A 14,665-nucleotide genomic window follows, 5' to 3' on the forward strand; every position below is an offset into this window, starting at 1 on the left:
TTGACAGGATGTCGCCCGACACCTAACAAGTGTTAGGTAGGTAAATTTTTGTAGGGCACGATGGCACTCTCGAAAACAGTTGCACAAAACGCCGAGGTAGGCCGCACGGGCATTCTGGATGCGGCCGCCTTGCTGTTAGGCCGCCAAGGATACGGGGCGGTATCTCTGCGCATGATCGCCGAGGCCGCGGGGATCAAGGCCGGCAGCATTTACTATCACTTCGCCTCTAAAGATGACATTATCACGGAAATTCTTGATGCAGGAATCCAAGCGGTTCATGACGAGGTCCGCGACAGGGTGGCGGCCTTGAGTGCAGATGCGCCCGCGCGTGACGTATTTCGTGCAGTACTCCGTGGGCATCTATGTGCTTTGCTGGAACATGGCGCTTACACCTCGGCCAACGTGCGCATCTTCGGCCAAGTGCCACCTGTAGTGCGCGACGCCAACCTACCGGTTCGCCGCGCCTATGAGGCTTTCCTGGATAATCTGTTGTCAGAATTGAAGGTGCGGGACGCGATCCGCAGCGATGTCAATCTGCCCCGGTTTCGCTTGCTGCTGATCGGCGCGCTGAACGCGACGCTTGAATGGTTCGACCCCCAGAAGGGCAGCGCCGAGGATCTTGCCGATGACTATGCCGACACATTCTTGAACGGGATTCTCAGCCAAAGCGGAGACAACACATGAGCCGCATCGCAACCCGGATAGATACCCGATCCCCGGTTTTTGAACAAAACTGGGCGCAATCACAAACCTTGTTGGGAACTCTGCGAACACGCATGGCCTTTGCCACAACTGGCGGCGCGGAAAAGCTGCGCGCCCGCCACCATGAGCGCGGAAAGCATCTGGTGCGCGACCGGATCGACCGATTGATCGACCCGGGCACGGCCTTTCTGGAACTGTCGCCACTTGCCGCCTGGGGCCAGTATGACAATCAGGTCCCCGCGGCCGGAATCGTTACCGGTATCGGCCTTGTGAAGAGCAAGCATGTGGTTATCATCGCCAATGATGCTACCGTCAAGGGCGGCAGCTTTTTCCACGAGACAGTGAAAAAACACCTGCGCGCGCAGGAGATCGCCGAACAGAACCGTATGCCCTGCCTTTATCTGGTGGATTGCGGCGGGGCCTATCTGCCGGAACAGGACCGGGTGTTCCCCGACCGCGACCATTTCGGAAATTCGTTTCATCGCCAGTGCCGCATGTCGGCTGCCGGATTGCCGCAGATATCGGTGGTGTTTGGCGGCTGTACCGCCGGTGGTGCCTATATTCCGGCGCTCAGCGATCAGGTGATCATGGTTGATGGCAACGCACGCATCCATCTGGGCGGCCCGTCAATCGTCAAGGTTGCGATCAACGAAGAGGTTGACGGCGAGACTCTAGGCGGCGCCGCGATGCACACGCGGATCTCTGGCGTAAGCGACCATCTGGTGGCGGATGAAGACCAGGCGTTGGCGCTGGCCCGCACCCTGATCGGCGAGACGAATTTTGAGCGTAAGCCAGCAAAGGTCGCGCCGGTGCTGTCGCCGCGATACCCCGCATCAGAGCTTGGCGGGGTGATCAGCGCCGATCCCAAAATGCCCTATGACGTGCGCGAAATTATTGCGCGCACCGTGGATGACAGCGGTTTCAGCGAATTCAAACCTGAATGGGGCGAAACGGTTGTCTGCGGCACCGCCCGCATACATGGTCATATGGTAGGGATAATCGGCAATAACGGCGCGCTATTATCGCAATCGGCACTGAAAGCCGCGCATTTCATAACCCTTTGCGATCAGCGCAACATCCCGCTTCTGTTTCTGCATAATATCACCGGCTTCATGGTTGGAACTGTCGCCGAGCGCGAAGGCATAGCCAAGAACAGCGCCAAGATGGTTTACGCACAGGCAGTCGCGCGGGTGCCCAAGCTGTCGGTCATCGTCGGCGGTTCTTATGGCGCGGGCAATTACGGCATGTGCGGGCGCGGCTTTCGGCCGAACTTCCTGTTCGCATGGCCAAGCGCGGTGCTGGCCACGATGTCGGCCGATATCGCCAGCAACGTGATGCTGGAACTGCGCCGGACCAATGTCAAAGCCCCCACCGCCACGCAAGAAGAACTGGACGAAATCGAATCCCGCGTGCGCGCCCAGTACGGCGAACAATCGGACCCGTATTTCGCCACCTCACGGCTTTGGGATGATGGCATCATCGAGCCTGCGCAAACCCGTGATGTGTTGGGTCTTTGTCTGTCGATCGTGTCCAGCACACCTGATGCAATGGGACACTCCCCAGTTTACCGAATGTAGGACCGTACTATGACCAGCCGGACATTCCAGACCATCACTGTTGAAACGGACACGCGCGGCGTGGCGCGCCTGACGCTGAACCGGCCTGCCAAGCACAACGCGTTGAACGGTCAGCTGATTGACGAGCTCAAACAAGCCGCAGATTTGTTGGCGTCGGATGACAGCGTCCGGGTTGTTGTTCTCACCGGCGAAGGCAAAAGCTTTTGCGCGGGAGGTGATTTCAACTGGTTCAAAGGCAATGCCGCAGCCGACCGTGCCACCCGTATCCGCGAAAGCAGCAAGCTGGCGCATATGCTGAATGCGTTGAATGCGCTGCCCAAACCGCTGATCGGGCGGATCCAGGGCCCGGCCTATGGCGGCGGGGTCGGGATGATTTCAGTTTGTGACATCGCCGTGGGTGTCGATACCGCACGCTTTGGTCTGACAGAGGTGCGTCTGGGGCTGATCCCGGCCAATATCTCGCCTCATGTGGTGGCACGCATCGGCGCGGCCAATGCGCGGGCCACGATGCTGTCGGGGGCCTTGTTCAGCGCAGCAAATGCCGAAAAGATCGGGTTGCTGAACGAAACGGTAACGCCTGACGATCTGGACGCGCGGATTGACTCGATCATCGCCGACCATCTTGAGGCGGCCTTGGGTGCAGTCGGTGAAACCAAGCGACTGATTGCCTACGTCGCCAGCCACAGTATCAACGACAGCATGATTTATACCGCCGATCGCCTGGCGGACGCATGGGAAACCGACGAAGGCACCACCGGCATCAACAGTTTTCTGGGCAAGACACTGCCCCCATGGCGGACCGGCAAATGAATTTCTCAACCGTTTTGATCGCCAACCGGGGCGAGATTGCCCTGCGCCTTGTGCGGGCCTGTCAGGGTCTGGGCCTGCGCGCAGTCGCAGTCTATTCCGACGCGGACAGGGAGGTACCGCATGTGGTTGCCGCCGAGACGGCGGTGCATATCGGCCCGTCCGAGGCCGCCCAGAGCTATCTGGATGGTGCCCGGATTATTGCGGCTGCCAAACAGGCCGGCGCGCAGGCTGTTCATCCCGGTTATGGGTTTCTGGCCGAAAATGCAGGTTTCGCGCAGGCCTGCGCTGATGCCGGTCTGGTCTTCGTTGGACCGTCGCCGGAAAACATTGCGCTGATGGGCTCAAAAATCGCGGCCAAAGCGGTTGCGGTTGCGGCAAACGTGCCGGTTGTGCCGGGCTACTACGGCGATGATCAGTCCGACGACCGGCTGCTGGCCGAGGCGCATATCATCGGCGTGCCGCTATTGATCAAAGCCAGCGCCGGGGGCGGCGGGCGCGGTATGCGACAGGTGCATGATCTGGCCGATTTTACCACCGAACTGATTGCCGCTCGGGCCGAGGCTGAGGCTGCCTTCGGCGATAGCCAGATTTTGCTGGAACGCTATGTCGGCACCGCGCGCCATATCGAGGTGCAGATCCTTGCGGACCAGCAGGGTAATGTGCGCCACTTGTTTGAACGCGATTGTTCGCTGCAACGAAACCATCAGAAAGTGATCGAAGAGGCACCTGCGCCACTACTGCCAGCCGACGTTCGCGCCAGCCTTCTGGAAAGCGCGGTGCGGCTGACCAAGGGCATCGGCTATGACAGCGCGGGTACGGTTGAGTTCCTGCTGGATGCCGATACCGGCGAATACTATTTTCTCGAAATGAACACCCGCCTGCAGGTGGAACATCCGGTGACAGAGGCGGTCACCGGCATCGACATTGCCGCATGGCAGTTGCGTGTCGCCGGGGGCGAGTCGCTACCGTTCGCGCAAGACGATATCACCTGCTCCGGCTGGGCGATCGAGGCCCGCATCGCCGCCGAAGACCCGGCCAACAACTATCGCCCCGAGATCGGAAAAATCACCAGCTACGCCGCCCCCGACATGCCCGGCTTGCGGCTCGATAGCGGTGTGCGCGCGGGCAGCATTGTCAGCCATTATTACGATTCCATGCTGGCCAAGCTGATCAGTTTGGCACCGGATCGCGCGTCGGCGATCCGGCTTTTGGATCAGGGGCTGGCCAAGTATCACATCACCGGGCCCGGCACCAATATCGCCTTTCTGCGCGATCTTCTGGCCTTGCCGGATTTTGTCGCCGGAACGCACAGCACCGCATCCCTTGGTGCGGCTTATCCCGATGGCTGGCACGCGCCCATACCCGGCCACCATCAGTGGGCCGAGGCCGTTCTGACAAACTTTCTGGCCAGCAATGACCGGGGCGGACATGATCCCTGGACCGCATTGGGTGCCTGGCGCGTGACCGAACCGTCCGGTCGACCAGGTGGCGCCATTTACCGGATCAACGGTGAAGATGCCCGCATCGAGGGGCGCGACGGGACCTATATCGTCACCCTTCATGATCTGGCCCCTATTGAAATGGAAAACGCCAGCCTGCGTGGCGGCATACTGTCTTATGAAACTGACGGCATGCGCCATAGCGCAAGCGCCGAAATCGACGGTGAGAAAGTTTCGTTGGATGGTCAAACCGGTCGCGCCTCGTTTGTTGTTCTGGACAGCGACAGGATCATTCAAGGGGTTGGCGAGGCCGCACTGGGTGGCGGCAATCAGGTGCGCGCACCGATGCCCGGCCTTGTCTCGGACGTTCTGGCCCAACCCGGTGATGTTGTCATCGCCGGACAACCGGTTGTTGTAATCGAGGCCATGAAACTTTTGCAAACCCTGACCGCGCCCTGTGCGGGCACTGTCGCCCAAGTCAATTATGCAGCCGGAGAAAACGTCGATATGGGCGCCGTGCTGATCACCATCGACCCCGAGGAATGACCATGACCAACCCATATTTTTCCGACGAACTGACCATGCTGCGCGAGCAAATCCGCCGTTTTGTCGAGGCCGAGATCGTGCCGCACGGCGACGCCTGGGAAGAAGCAGGCAAAGTCCCGCGCGAGGTATTCGCCAAGATGGGCGAGCTGGGCTTTCTTGGAATGCGTTACCCTGAGAAATATGGCGGAGCGGATCTGGATACGATGGCCAGCGTCGTGCTGGCAGAAGAGCTGGGCCGCTGCACATTCGGAGGCTTTTCAGCTGACCTGCTGGTGCACACGGATATGGCCAGTCCGCATCTGGCCAATGTAGGTACACCCGAACAAATGGCACGCTGGATGCCGGGTATCACGTCAGGCAAAAGCGTCTGTGCCGTTGCCGTAACCGAACCCGGTGCCGGGTCAGACGTGGCAGGAATGCGCACACGCGCGGTCCGCGACGGCAATGGCTGGGTGATCAACGGTACCAAAATGTTCATCACTAATGGTGTGCATGGCGATCTGTTTTTCGTCGCTGCCAAAACCAACACCGAAGCAAAAGGTTCGCGCGGGGTCACGATCTTTGCAGTCGAAAAAGGCACAGCGGGATTTTCGGTCGGCAAGAAGCTGAACAAGACTGGATGGCTGTGTTCGGATACTGCCGAACTGGTTTTTGACAACGTCCGTGTCACAGGCGACCATATTCTGGGCGAGGTTGATAAGGGTTTCTACGCCATCATGAAGAACTTTCAGAACGAACGAACGGTTCTGGGAGCGATGGCCATGGGTGAGGCGCAGAAAGCCATCGAACTGACGCTGGATTATGTGAAGGATCGTCCTGCCTTTGGCGGTGTTCTATGGGACAAACAGGTGATCCGTCACCGACTTGCCGAGCGCGCCGCCCAGGTCGAGGCTGGCCGGCAACTAGTCTACAGCGCGGCGTGGAAAGACGCTCAGGGGATGGATTGTGTCAAAGAGGTTTCGATGGTCAAGGCCTATTGCGGCGATCTGGTCAACAAGGTGATGTATGATTGCGTTCAGTTTCACGGCGGCATGGGCTACATGCGCGAAACCCCGGTTGAACGGATGTCTCGCGACGCGCGTATTCAGGCCATTGGCGGCGGCGCAACCGAAGTGATGTTGGAAGAAATTGCCAAGCGGCTTTAGACGGCAAGAACTGGATTCCGGATGAATTAACGTGTTTGTTGAACTGAGAGGTTAACGCACTTTGCGGTGCCATTGGCACGAAACCCCACGGTATCGATCTGGCACGTGTAACTACTCTGACTTGTCACGAACATCTGAAATTGACCGAAACTCATTTCGCCTCGTCCTCCGCTCAAAAGTTCGCAGATTTTGCTCAGGTTTAATGCGCCAGCTCGGGCGCTAAATGCGTTCAGAAACATGGGGGAGCCAGCTTCACAGCCGGATCGACGCGGGGTTTGAGAGTTTTCCACGCGCGAAATCATAAGACGTAGCGAGGATTTTCAATGCTGTTTCGATCTCGGCTGTGTCCCGCGCGGCGAACACCATGACGGCGGTTGCGGGGATCATGCCTGAGGCCGCCATCGGGTGCGGCTCGCCCCATCCTTTAGCGAACAGTTCAAGCGTACATTCGATTGGCAGCATCAGATGCATGGAGCCGTCATAATGCGGATGCACATGGGCAAACTCATTTCCCACCATAAAAGATTCTTGACAGCCGTGGGCATGATCATGTGCCAGCCAAAGAGCTTCGGCTCCGGGGACAGAGATAATGCTGGGGCGACGCTCGACAAAGGGAAAATCAAATGCGCGCTCTTTGAGCTTTTGATAGGTACTGGCATCGGGGTTTTGGCTTACCTGCTCGTGAGGCGCGCAATCGGTAGTCTCTGGTCGCGGGCCGATGCGGGGCGTCAGTTCAAACATTTCCAGCCTTTCTGGTTTATATGGTTAGGACCCCAGAGCCTTGCGGACGTCCGGTGCAACGCGGGTTCCCAGGATCTCGATCGCGTTCATCAGGGATTTTTGATCGAGCCGCCCGATCGCCATCTGAATGGTAATCCGTGTAAAGCCGAAGATTTCATGATGGGCGAGGATCTTGTCGGTCAGTTCTGCGGGGCCGCCCACGAACAACGCGCCGCTGGGGCCGCTCATGGTATCAAACTGTTCACGGGTTGCCGGGGGCCATCCGCGTTCTGCGCCAAGTCGGGTCATGACCTCGTTATGCGGGCCACTGTAAATGTCGCGGGCGGCTTGACTGGTTTCGGCCACAAACCCATGCACATTCAGTGAGGTTTCAAAGATGGCCGGGTCGTGCCCGGCCTTGGTGGCGGCAGAGCGGTAAAGATCGAACAAAGGCGCAAACCGCACAGGTTCCCCGCCAATTATACCAAGCGCAAGAGGCAGGCCAAGTGTGCCGGCCCGCACCGCCGATTGTGGGGTTCCCCCGATACCCAGCCAGATCGGCAGCTTGTCCTGATAGGGACGTGGATAGACGCCCTGATGATCGACCGCAGGCAAATGTTTTGTGCCAGGCCAACTTATGTGTTCGGCTTCGTTCACCATCATCAAAAGCTGGAGTTTTTCAGCAAAAAGGCCGTCGTAGTCATCCAGCGCATGACCAAACAGCGGAAAGGATTCAACAAAGGCACCGCGCCCGACCATGATCTCGGCGCGCCCCTGGGTCAGGTTGTCCAGCGTCGAAAACTGTTGGAAGACGCGGATCGGATCATCGGAACTAAGCACAGTGACGGCGCTGGAAAGGCGGATGTTTTTGGTTTGTGTAGCCGCCGCTGCCAGCGCTACAGCAGGATTTGAAACTGCATAGTCGGGGCGGTGATGTTCGCCAACGCCGAACCAATCCAGCCCGACCTGATCGGCCAGCACGATTTCCTCAACCAGATTGCGCAGCCTTTGGGAAGGGCTGACGCTGCCAGCTTGATCGGCGCCCGACTCTGCGAATGTGTATATGCCTATTTGCACGATATGGCCTTCTTTGGGGCGGGGGCGAATACCTCGCCCCCGCAGATATTTCCGTGGATTCTAAACGCCAAATAGGGCCCGAACAGGTGCAAACGCCTCCTTCCACGAAGCGCGCGCCTCAAGCCGTTCGATCCAGGCCGCGACGTTCGGGAGATCGTCAAGCGAGATATCAGACTGCACACGGTACATGAATGTCGAGGCCAGCGCGAAATCCGCAACGCTAAGATCGCCCGCGATCCAATCCTTGCCCGCAAGGCCGAATTCCAGCACTGCTAGGAACTGATCTACGTTCTTCAACTCGGCGTCTATGACGCTTTGATCCGCCTCTCCCATGCCGAACTTCGCTTTCAGGAACCGCTCGAACGACAACTTTTGAATTGCCGGACCAAGGTGAATTGTCTGCCAGTAAAGCCACTGATCCACCGTTGCCCGGGCCTTTGGGTCGTCAGGATAAAGACCGCGCTCGGGTTTCTTGCTTGCCAGATAGGAATTGATGGCGCGGGATTCCCATATCACGAAATCGCCGTCTGCCAGCACCGGCACCTTGGCATTGGGATTCATCGACAGGAATTCCACGCTGCGGTTGTCGCCGCCGCGTATGTCGACCTCGATGATCTCAAGATCGATCCCCAGTTCCAGGGCAACCGCCCGCACCCGAAGGGCGTTGGGCGAGAAATTGGCGTTGTAAAGCTTCATCATGGTTTCCTTATTGCGCCGGTGGGGTGAGCAGGGCCGCCTTGTTGGCAATCAGGAAATCACGCGCCGACTGGCCGGCCTGTCCGGTCAGTTTTTCCAGATCACCCGTTGCAACACTCAGATAGTCCTTGGCCATCGCCTCGTCGAAGGACGCAAAAACCTTTGCCATGAACTCTGGCAAGCCAGCGCCGATCATTGCCTGGACCAGATCGTCGGTTGAGATCGGGATATAGGGGATATCCTTGCCCGAGATTTCCGACAGGAAGGCCGCGATGTCGCTTTGGGAAAGCGCCGCGGGGCCGGTGATGTCCAAAACGCTTGAACCGGTTTCCTGCATCAGGGCCGCTGCAGCGGCGCGGGCGCAATCGGCGCGAGTAACATAGCCGGTTTTCCCCTCAGCAGCAGCGGCGAAGTGTTGCCCCATTCCAATGCTTTGCCCACCACCCATCAGCACCAGATCGGTGTAAAGGTTGTTGCGCAGGATGGTATAGTCGACACTGGTGTCCTTGATTAGCGCTTCGGTGTCGCTGTGATCTTTGGCGAACGTGATCGGGCTTTCCTCAACCGGGTTTGTCAATGACGTATAAACGATATGTGTGATCCCTTCCTTCGTCGCGGCTGCAACGGCGTTTTTATGCGCTGCCAGTCGCTTGCCTGGTTCCAGATCGTCGGTCGAAATGATCAGCAGACGCTTGCCACCCGCAAAAGCCGCGCTCAACGATGCGGGGTCGTTGAAATCACCCTTACGGGCCTCGATGCCCTTGTCAGCCAGATCGGCCAGCTTTTCCGGCGAACGCGAAACGGCGATGATCGGACCGGCACCGGCCGCAATCAGATTGTCGATGACCTGTCGGCCAAGCTGGCCGGATGCACCGGTGACGATGAAAGGGCCGTTTTGAATGTTTGTCATTGGGTATTCCTCGATTTTTCGGGTTGGATTTGGATGTTCAAGCGTCTGATGGGATTCAGCCAAAGGTAAACGCGCTTTCGACTGCTCCGAGCACGTGATCCTCCAGCGTTTTCACGCCTTTGTCGGCAAGGGCGGCCCCCGCGACAACATGCAGCGGAATCAGATGTTCTTCGCGCGGGTTGGCATCGCGGGCACCAGGGGCGGCGTCCCACTGAGCCAGCATTTGATCACGCTCTGCTGGATCGGTGCGGGTGGCCGTATCGCTTAGCCAGCGGTCAAATTCCTGCCCGTTCACGGCATCGGTGACACCACCCCGCATCGCACGCATCATTTTTTGCATGTTGTGATAGGTGTTGCCCGAACCAATGATCAGCACACCTTCGTCGCGCAACGGCGCCAGTGCCCGCCCGACCGCAATATGCGCAGTTGGGTCAAGATCGCTGCGCAGGCTAAGCTGCACACAGGGAATGTCTGCCTGCGGAAAGGCCACCTTGAGCGGAATGAACACGCCGTGATCGTAACCGCGCGCCTCATCAACGGGGCAGGGGAACCCGGCCGCCTCGACAAGCGTCTGCACCCTGTCGGACAGCGCGGGGTCGCCAGGCGCGGGCCAAGTCAGTTCGTAGGTGTGAGGTGGAAACCCGTTATAATCGAACAACAGCGACGGGGCCGGGTTTTTCTGCACTGTGAACTGCTGCTCTTCCCAATGGCCTGAAATCACCAGCAACGCCTTGGGGGCATCCGGCAATGTTGCCGGTAAATCCGCAAGGAACTCGCGCTGTCGGTTCCAGGTTTCTGGCGGGTCCCAGTCCATGAAGAAACATGGGCCTCCACCGTGTGGAATGAACATCGTCGGCATCCGGGGCATGTACTGCATCCTTTCGTCTTTATTGCGAGCGAAGCCTGACGATCCAGCCCGCCCATGCTTGCTAGGTTTTTCTTTTCACTCTAGTATTATAAAGCGCCTTAGTTTTTAAAGGGAAGTAGGCACGTAAAGGTAACTACCCTTGGAGAAACTCAAAATGAAACAGAAAATACCGCCCGCATGTCCCATGGACTCCATTTTGCGCCTGCTGATGGGGCCGTGGACAACTTATATTCTTTGGGTCCTAAACGATGTTGGGCCACAGCGGTTTGGGGCGCTGAAACGGGCAGTGCCGGGAATTTCAACCCGTGTGCTGACGGAGCGGTTGCGAATGTTGCAGGCGGCCGGAGTGATCTGGCGCGATCAGACTCAAACGATCCCACCCGCGGTTACCTATGGTCTGACTGAGCGAGGTGACGATCTGCGCCAAGTGCTCGAATCCTTAGGTGAAATTGCGCAACGGTGGCAATCTGAAGGGGCGTTTGAAACGGGTAATGTTGCTGCAGAATGATCAATTCAACGATGTGGTGGTCCACATAATTTTTATCTGCTACCGCGAAATCTGCCAATTTGAGCCAATATTATTTGCTTAATATCCAGCTTGCTACGCTATATTTAACATAAGACTGATTATGCGTCTTTTATCAATAATATATTTAGAGTTGCAATAATATACTAATGAAGTCATGCTGCTTGCACCCTACTCGATAGGATGCTTCACATGCTTCGCAGATTTCGAAAATACTCAATTGTCGCCGTACTTGCACTTGTTGGTTCGTCCGTAGGCCTTGCCAATCGTGTGCAGGCTCAAACTTATCAGATCGATTGCGCAATTTTGCTGTGCCTCTCTGGCGGCTGGCCAGCGTCAGTTCCATGTGCCCGTGCACGCGCTGAATTCATCCGCCGGATCACGCCTTGGCCCGTTGAGCCGCCATTGCAGATTTGGCGGTGCCCAATGGGCGCATCCTATGATCCAGATGCCCCGTCAGATAATCGAAGTCGTTTCTACGATATCATGTTCACTAGTCAGGATCGCCCGCGACCACTTCTGTCGCCAGCAACCGAACCTCTGCCTTCTGAAAATGCCGTTTTCGACATTGCCGGACCAAAGCCTCATCTGCTTCCGGAAGGATTTGCGCTCCATTTGGTCCAAGACCGCGCCGACATCGACATCAGCGGCCCCCAATTCAACTTTGTACGCTCAATCCGCGTTTACGATGTCCGATATGCACGCCAAAACGAGTCCGGCCGCGACGGAGACTGCAACCGATCTGCTACCATTTACCTCGGCACCTATGGAACCCAAGGTGATTTTTCATGGGCTCGGTCTGCTCCAACGGCACTGCCTGAGGCACATACTGGCCTTGAACGATGGGGATACAATTGCCCGAGCATTTTCCATCGCTCGGTCTTCGTTGATTGGCGTGATTACGAAGGAAACTACGGCTTCGAACAGGTCAATTACTGACGGTTTGTAAGGTTTCTTATCTAATATTTTGGATCTGACCTCATCAGACGCCAGCCCCTCGGTCTATCGGTAACGATAACTAGGAATTATGGTGACCAGTCGCATATCGTAACTTACGAAAACCCGACAAAGTATACCTTCAGCTACGGCTAGAACAAAAAGTGAAAACATCTACGCCTTCGGATTGAAAATTTGCGCAGAGTGGGGTACATCTTGGGGTCCTGCGGCCCCGACTCACAATATGGGCCGAAAATCATGAGGTCTCTACCTTGGCTGAACATGAGTACTCCGTTGTCGGTCACAGCCGATCCAAAATTGGGATGTGGATATCCTTTGCAGCTGGCCTGATCGCGGGCGGGCTAGTCGTCGGTGTCGGCCTGCTGCTTGCATTGGCAGAAGATCGTGGTCTGATAGATGTGCCTGAAATTGTCTTCTGGCCATTGACTGGGGCTGCTGTTTTCGGTGCTCTTTTCTTGCTTTTTGACCGATCTGGATGGCGTTGGAAGGGTGTCCGTTCGGTGGTTGGCATTCCCGACATATCAGGATCATGGGATCTAGAAGGCAAATCGTATGACCAGGATAACGAACCTCAATGGGACTGGGCGGGAAAGATCGAGATCACACAGCGCTATGAGCGAATATTCGTTTGGCTAAAGACAGCGCAAAGCCAGTCTCATAGCGTTTCAGCGGCCATCCTGCCCGAAGGTCGCGCTGGATTCAGACTAATCTATAGCTACCGCAATAAACCAAAACCAGGTGAGGCGGAGCTTCAGGCACACATAGGTCACTGCGACCTGTTGTTCGCACCTGATCTCCAAACGGCTGAGGGATCGTATTTCAACGGCGGCGGCCGCTTCACGCATGGAACTATGAATTTGAAAAGGAGAGCGCCGGATGCCGCGTGATTTTGACGAACGACTTTCGCGGCTCCGTTCGCGCCGAATGGATGACAATAACACCGTCCTAATGTCTGCCGGGCATGGCGAAGCCTATGAGAAGAGAACGGCCAACAAGGCAACGAAGTATGCTTTAGGATCGATGCAGGAGGTCGATCCACGGTCCACGCAGATTTCGCATGAAGAAGCAGAGAAAGTTGAACGGAACCTAAGTGAAGGGCTTCGCGATGAGCATCTCTATCCGGAATTCAAACTTCAAGGTTCCGTCCCGCTTAATGTCCATATCCGAGGTGCCAGCGACGTTGATCTTCTTGTAATGGAAGGGCGTTGTTTGCGTGTGAGCCCGTGCGTAAGCAGTCTGAAATCCTACGTCGATTTCTCAGGAAATGTGAAAGACACCGTTTTAGACCTGCGGCGCAAATCAGAAATTGTCCTAGATCGACGCTTCTGGGGTGCGACTGTCGATAAAACACCCGCGAAATCCATTGCACTCAGCGATGGCGGTTTCAGACGTAAAGTAGATGTCGTTCCAGCTAACTGGCTTGACTCGGCAGACTATCAGCGGTCTCTTGATGAAGCGTCTCGCGGCGTAGAAATCGTCAACAAATACACTCTGGAGCATATTGAAAATTATCCATTTCGGTACATTGCTGAAATTGAGGCAAAGGCGGGATTAACGAACGACGGAGCGCGTATGGGTATCAGGTTGGCCAAGAACCTCAAAAACGACTCTGATGCCGACATCGAGCTGAGCAGCTACGATATCGGTAGCCTGATCTACCATTGCCCCAGCCATTATATTACCCACCAAGTAGCGCGCGATCTGATGGTACTGTCAGGTGTTGAACGCTGGCTTGATGAATTAAGCAAAGATCGTAGTACGGCGATTGCTCTCATGACCCCGGACAAGACCCGCAGGATTCTCGATGAGGACGCAAAGTGGACAGGGCTGCTTCGTCTAGCCAGCGATGTCACAGACTTAGCAAAAGCTGTCGAGAAGGAACTCGTCGGACCCTACTATTTCGACCATTCAGACAGAGAGACTATCCGGAAGCATCTTAACGAGAATGCCATCCCGCTTGCACCAGAATTTGTGGGTTCGAGATTTTGATAAGGTGAAATAGACAGGAGCTTCTGCTTGCCACAAAAATCAAAGACAGATTTTCTACGGGGCGTTCGCGAATTCAACCCAAGTGCGTATGGAAAGCCGGGTACAGCGCAGGAAGTGGCACGCTTGAAAGCCAAAATTGATGACTATGATGCACAATCTGGAGGAACCTGGAACTACGATAGCCTATACTCGACGTGCATATCCTATCTAAAAGGCATTCCTCACGAGCAGGCTGAGAAATTTCTGGAGTCTCTTGATGGTCCCGGCGAGGCCAAAGCAAAGCTGTCGATTTTCAATGCGCTGTGCAAGTCAATACCTTTTGATCGAGCGCAACATGTTAAAGATGGTCGCAAGACGGTTTCTTTCGGTAAACGACAGGCAACTATCGCACCAGATTTTAGCTATAAGACAGATAAAGGCGTGTTTTGTGTTTTCGTCTATCCCTATAAACAACCAGCCCTTAAGCAAAACCAGCGGATGGCGATAGTCAGCACACTTGCGTCGCCACCTCATTCCGAGCCACACTTTCTCCAACTTGTCGAATATTCCGAGGTAGCGGGACAGCGTCGCGTCGCGATTGAAACGTTTGAGTTTTCTTACCGAAGCCTAGGCGACGACTTCTTACTGCACATGTCTGGTTTTTACGAAGTTCTGGATACTTCTTCGGGCACAGGCGACCTCTTCGGCTGATAGTGTTGAACTC

Annotated in this window: 15 protein-coding genes; 10 read left to right on the forward strand and 5 right to left on the reverse strand. The window is 56.2% G+C overall.

Annotation, left to right across the window (positions count from 1 at the left end):
• Nucleotides 1-60 precede the first annotated feature (60 nt).
• From KZZ06_RS16945 to KZZ06_RS16965, 5 genes are read left to right on the forward strand one after another with little or no spacing between them, the layout of a single operon-like run.
• Nucleotides 61-684 (forward strand): TetR/AcrR family transcriptional regulator, encoded by a 624-nt coding sequence (locus KZZ06_RS16945; RefSeq protein ID WP_089423295.1) that lies wholly within the window; start codon nucleotides 61-63, stop codon nucleotides 682-684.
• Nucleotides 681-2,279 carry an acyl-CoA carboxylase subunit beta gene (locus KZZ06_RS16950; RefSeq protein ID WP_138925284.1) on the forward strand — a complete coding sequence of 533 codons (1,599 nt, stop codon included), beginning with the start codon at nucleotides 681-683 and terminating at the stop codon, nucleotides 2,277-2,279. Before KZZ06_RS16945 ends, KZZ06_RS16950 begins: the two co-directional genes overlap by 4 nt.
• A 9-nt stretch (nucleotides 2,280-2,288) precedes the next feature.
• Complete coding sequence (locus KZZ06_RS16955) at nucleotides 2,289-3,089, forward strand: crotonase/enoyl-CoA hydratase family protein (protein ID WP_138925283.1); 801 nt, start codon at nucleotides 2,289-2,291, stop codon at nucleotides 3,087-3,089.
• Nucleotides 3,086-5,074, forward strand: a complete 1,989-nt coding sequence (locus tag KZZ06_RS16960; RefSeq protein ID WP_254700588.1) for a biotin carboxylase N-terminal domain-containing protein — start codon at nucleotides 3,086-3,088, stop codon at nucleotides 5,072-5,074. Before KZZ06_RS16955 ends, KZZ06_RS16960 begins: the two co-directional genes overlap by 4 nt.
• Nucleotides 5,075-5,076: 2 nt before the next feature.
• Nucleotides 5,077-6,219, forward strand: a complete 1,143-nt coding sequence (locus KZZ06_RS16965) for an acyl-CoA dehydrogenase family protein (RefSeq protein WP_089423291.1) — start codon at nucleotides 5,077-5,079, stop codon at nucleotides 6,217-6,219.
• Nucleotides 6,220-6,471: 252 nt separating this feature from the next.
• On the opposite strand, the gene KZZ06_RS16970 is transcribed toward KZZ06_RS16965, so the two are convergent.
• From KZZ06_RS16970 to KZZ06_RS16990, 5 genes are read right to left on the reverse strand one after another with little or no spacing between them, the layout of a single operon-like run.
• Complete coding sequence (locus tag KZZ06_RS16970) at nucleotides 6,472-6,960, reverse strand: luciferase family protein (RefSeq protein ID WP_089423290.1); 489 nt, start codon at nucleotides 6,958-6,960, stop codon at nucleotides 6,472-6,474.
• Nucleotides 6,961-6,984: 24 nt separating this feature from the next.
• Nucleotides 6,985-8,016, reverse strand: a complete 1,032-nt coding sequence (locus tag KZZ06_RS16975; RefSeq protein WP_138925280.1) for an Atu2307/SP_0267 family LLM class monooxygenase — start codon at nucleotides 8,014-8,016, stop codon at nucleotides 6,985-6,987.
• 60 nt (nucleotides 8,017-8,076) lie between these two features.
• Nucleotides 8,077-8,715: a glutathione S-transferase family protein gene (locus KZZ06_RS16980; RefSeq protein ID WP_138925279.1), complete on the reverse strand. Its 639-nt coding sequence runs from the start codon at nucleotides 8,713-8,715 to the stop codon at nucleotides 8,077-8,079.
• A gap of 7 nt (nucleotides 8,716-8,722) precedes the next feature.
• Nucleotides 8,723-9,622 carry an NAD(P)H-binding protein gene (locus KZZ06_RS16985; RefSeq protein ID WP_138925278.1) on the reverse strand — a complete coding sequence of 300 codons (900 nt, stop codon included), beginning with the start codon at nucleotides 9,620-9,622 and terminating at the stop codon, nucleotides 8,723-8,725.
• A 55-nt stretch (nucleotides 9,623-9,677) separates the two neighbouring features.
• On the reverse strand, nucleotides 9,678-10,490 hold the full coding sequence (locus tag KZZ06_RS16990) for a class III extradiol ring-cleavage dioxygenase (RefSeq protein WP_138925277.1): 813 nt from the start codon (nucleotides 10,488-10,490) through the stop codon (nucleotides 9,678-9,680).
• 139 nt (nucleotides 10,491-10,629) lie between these two features.
• On the opposite strand from KZZ06_RS16990, the gene KZZ06_RS16995 reads away from it, so the two are divergent.
• The 5 genes from KZZ06_RS16995 (at nucleotide 10,630) to KZZ06_RS17015 (ending at nucleotide 14,652) form a co-directional block, all read left to right on the forward strand.
• Complete coding sequence (locus KZZ06_RS16995) at nucleotides 10,630-10,998, forward strand: helix-turn-helix domain-containing protein (protein ID WP_257884436.1); 369 nt, start codon at nucleotides 10,630-10,632, stop codon at nucleotides 10,996-10,998.
• A 210-nt stretch (nucleotides 10,999-11,208) separates the two neighbouring features.
• The gene (locus KZZ06_RS17000) at nucleotides 11,209-11,955 is read left to right on the forward strand and encodes a hypothetical protein (RefSeq protein ID WP_240311209.1); all 747 of its coding nucleotides are present in this window, start codon (nucleotides 11,209-11,211) and stop codon (nucleotides 11,953-11,955) included.
• Between the two features lie 269 nt (nucleotides 11,956-12,224).
• On the forward strand, nucleotides 12,225-12,860 hold the full coding sequence (locus KZZ06_RS17005; protein WP_157729102.1) for a hypothetical protein: 636 nt from the start codon (nucleotides 12,225-12,227) through the stop codon (nucleotides 12,858-12,860).
• A complete protein-coding gene (locus tag KZZ06_RS17010) occupies nucleotides 12,850-13,962 on the forward strand; it encodes a hypothetical protein (RefSeq protein ID WP_089423272.1) in 1,113 nt (370 codons plus the stop codon). Before KZZ06_RS17005 ends, KZZ06_RS17010 begins: the two co-directional genes overlap by 11 nt.
• A gap of 27 nt (nucleotides 13,963-13,989) precedes the next feature.
• A complete protein-coding gene (locus KZZ06_RS17015) occupies nucleotides 13,990-14,652 on the forward strand; it encodes a hypothetical protein (protein ID WP_157729101.1) in 663 nt (220 codons plus the stop codon).
• The last annotated feature ends 13 nt before the right edge of the window (nucleotides 14,653-14,665 follow it).

The organism is Sulfitobacter sp. CW3 (genome assembly GCF_019392245.1).
GTDB lineage: Bacteria > Pseudomonadota > Alphaproteobacteria > Rhodobacterales > Rhodobacteraceae > Sulfitobacter.

Coding starts and splice junctions, on each gene's coding strand:
- KZZ06_RS16980 (WP_138925279.1), bottom strand. CDS start 8,715: ATGATGAAGCTTTACAACGCCAATTTCTCGCCCAACGCCCTTCGGGTG.
- KZZ06_RS16965 (WP_089423291.1), top strand. CDS start 5,077: ATGACCAACCCATATTTTTCCGACGAACTGACCATGCTGCGCGAGCAA.
- KZZ06_RS17010 (WP_089423272.1), top strand. CDS start 12,850: ATGCCGCGTGATTTTGACGAACGACTTTCGCGGCTCCGTTCGCGCCGA.
- KZZ06_RS16970 (WP_089423290.1), bottom strand. CDS start 6,960: ATGTTTGAACTGACGCCCCGCATCGGCCCGCGACCAGAGACTACCGAT.
- KZZ06_RS16945 (WP_089423295.1), top strand. CDS start 61: ATGGCACTCTCGAAAACAGTTGCACAAAACGCCGAGGTAGGCCGCACG.
- KZZ06_RS16960 (WP_254700588.1), top strand. CDS start 3,086: ATGAATTTCTCAACCGTTTTGATCGCCAACCGGGGCGAGATTGCCCTG.
- KZZ06_RS17000 (WP_240311209.1), top strand. CDS start 11,209: ATGCTTCGCAGATTTCGAAAATACTCAATTGTCGCCGTACTTGCACTT.
- KZZ06_RS16990 (WP_138925277.1), bottom strand. CDS start 10,490: ATGCCCCGGATGCCGACGATGTTCATTCCACACGGTGGAGGCCCATGT.
- KZZ06_RS16950 (WP_138925284.1), top strand. CDS start 681: ATGAGCCGCATCGCAACCCGGATAGATACCCGATCCCCGGTTTTTGAA.
- KZZ06_RS16955 (WP_138925283.1), top strand. CDS start 2,289: ATGACCAGCCGGACATTCCAGACCATCACTGTTGAAACGGACACGCGC.
- KZZ06_RS16985 (WP_138925278.1), bottom strand. CDS start 9,622: ATGACAAACATTCAAAACGGCCCTTTCATCGTCACCGGTGCATCCGGC.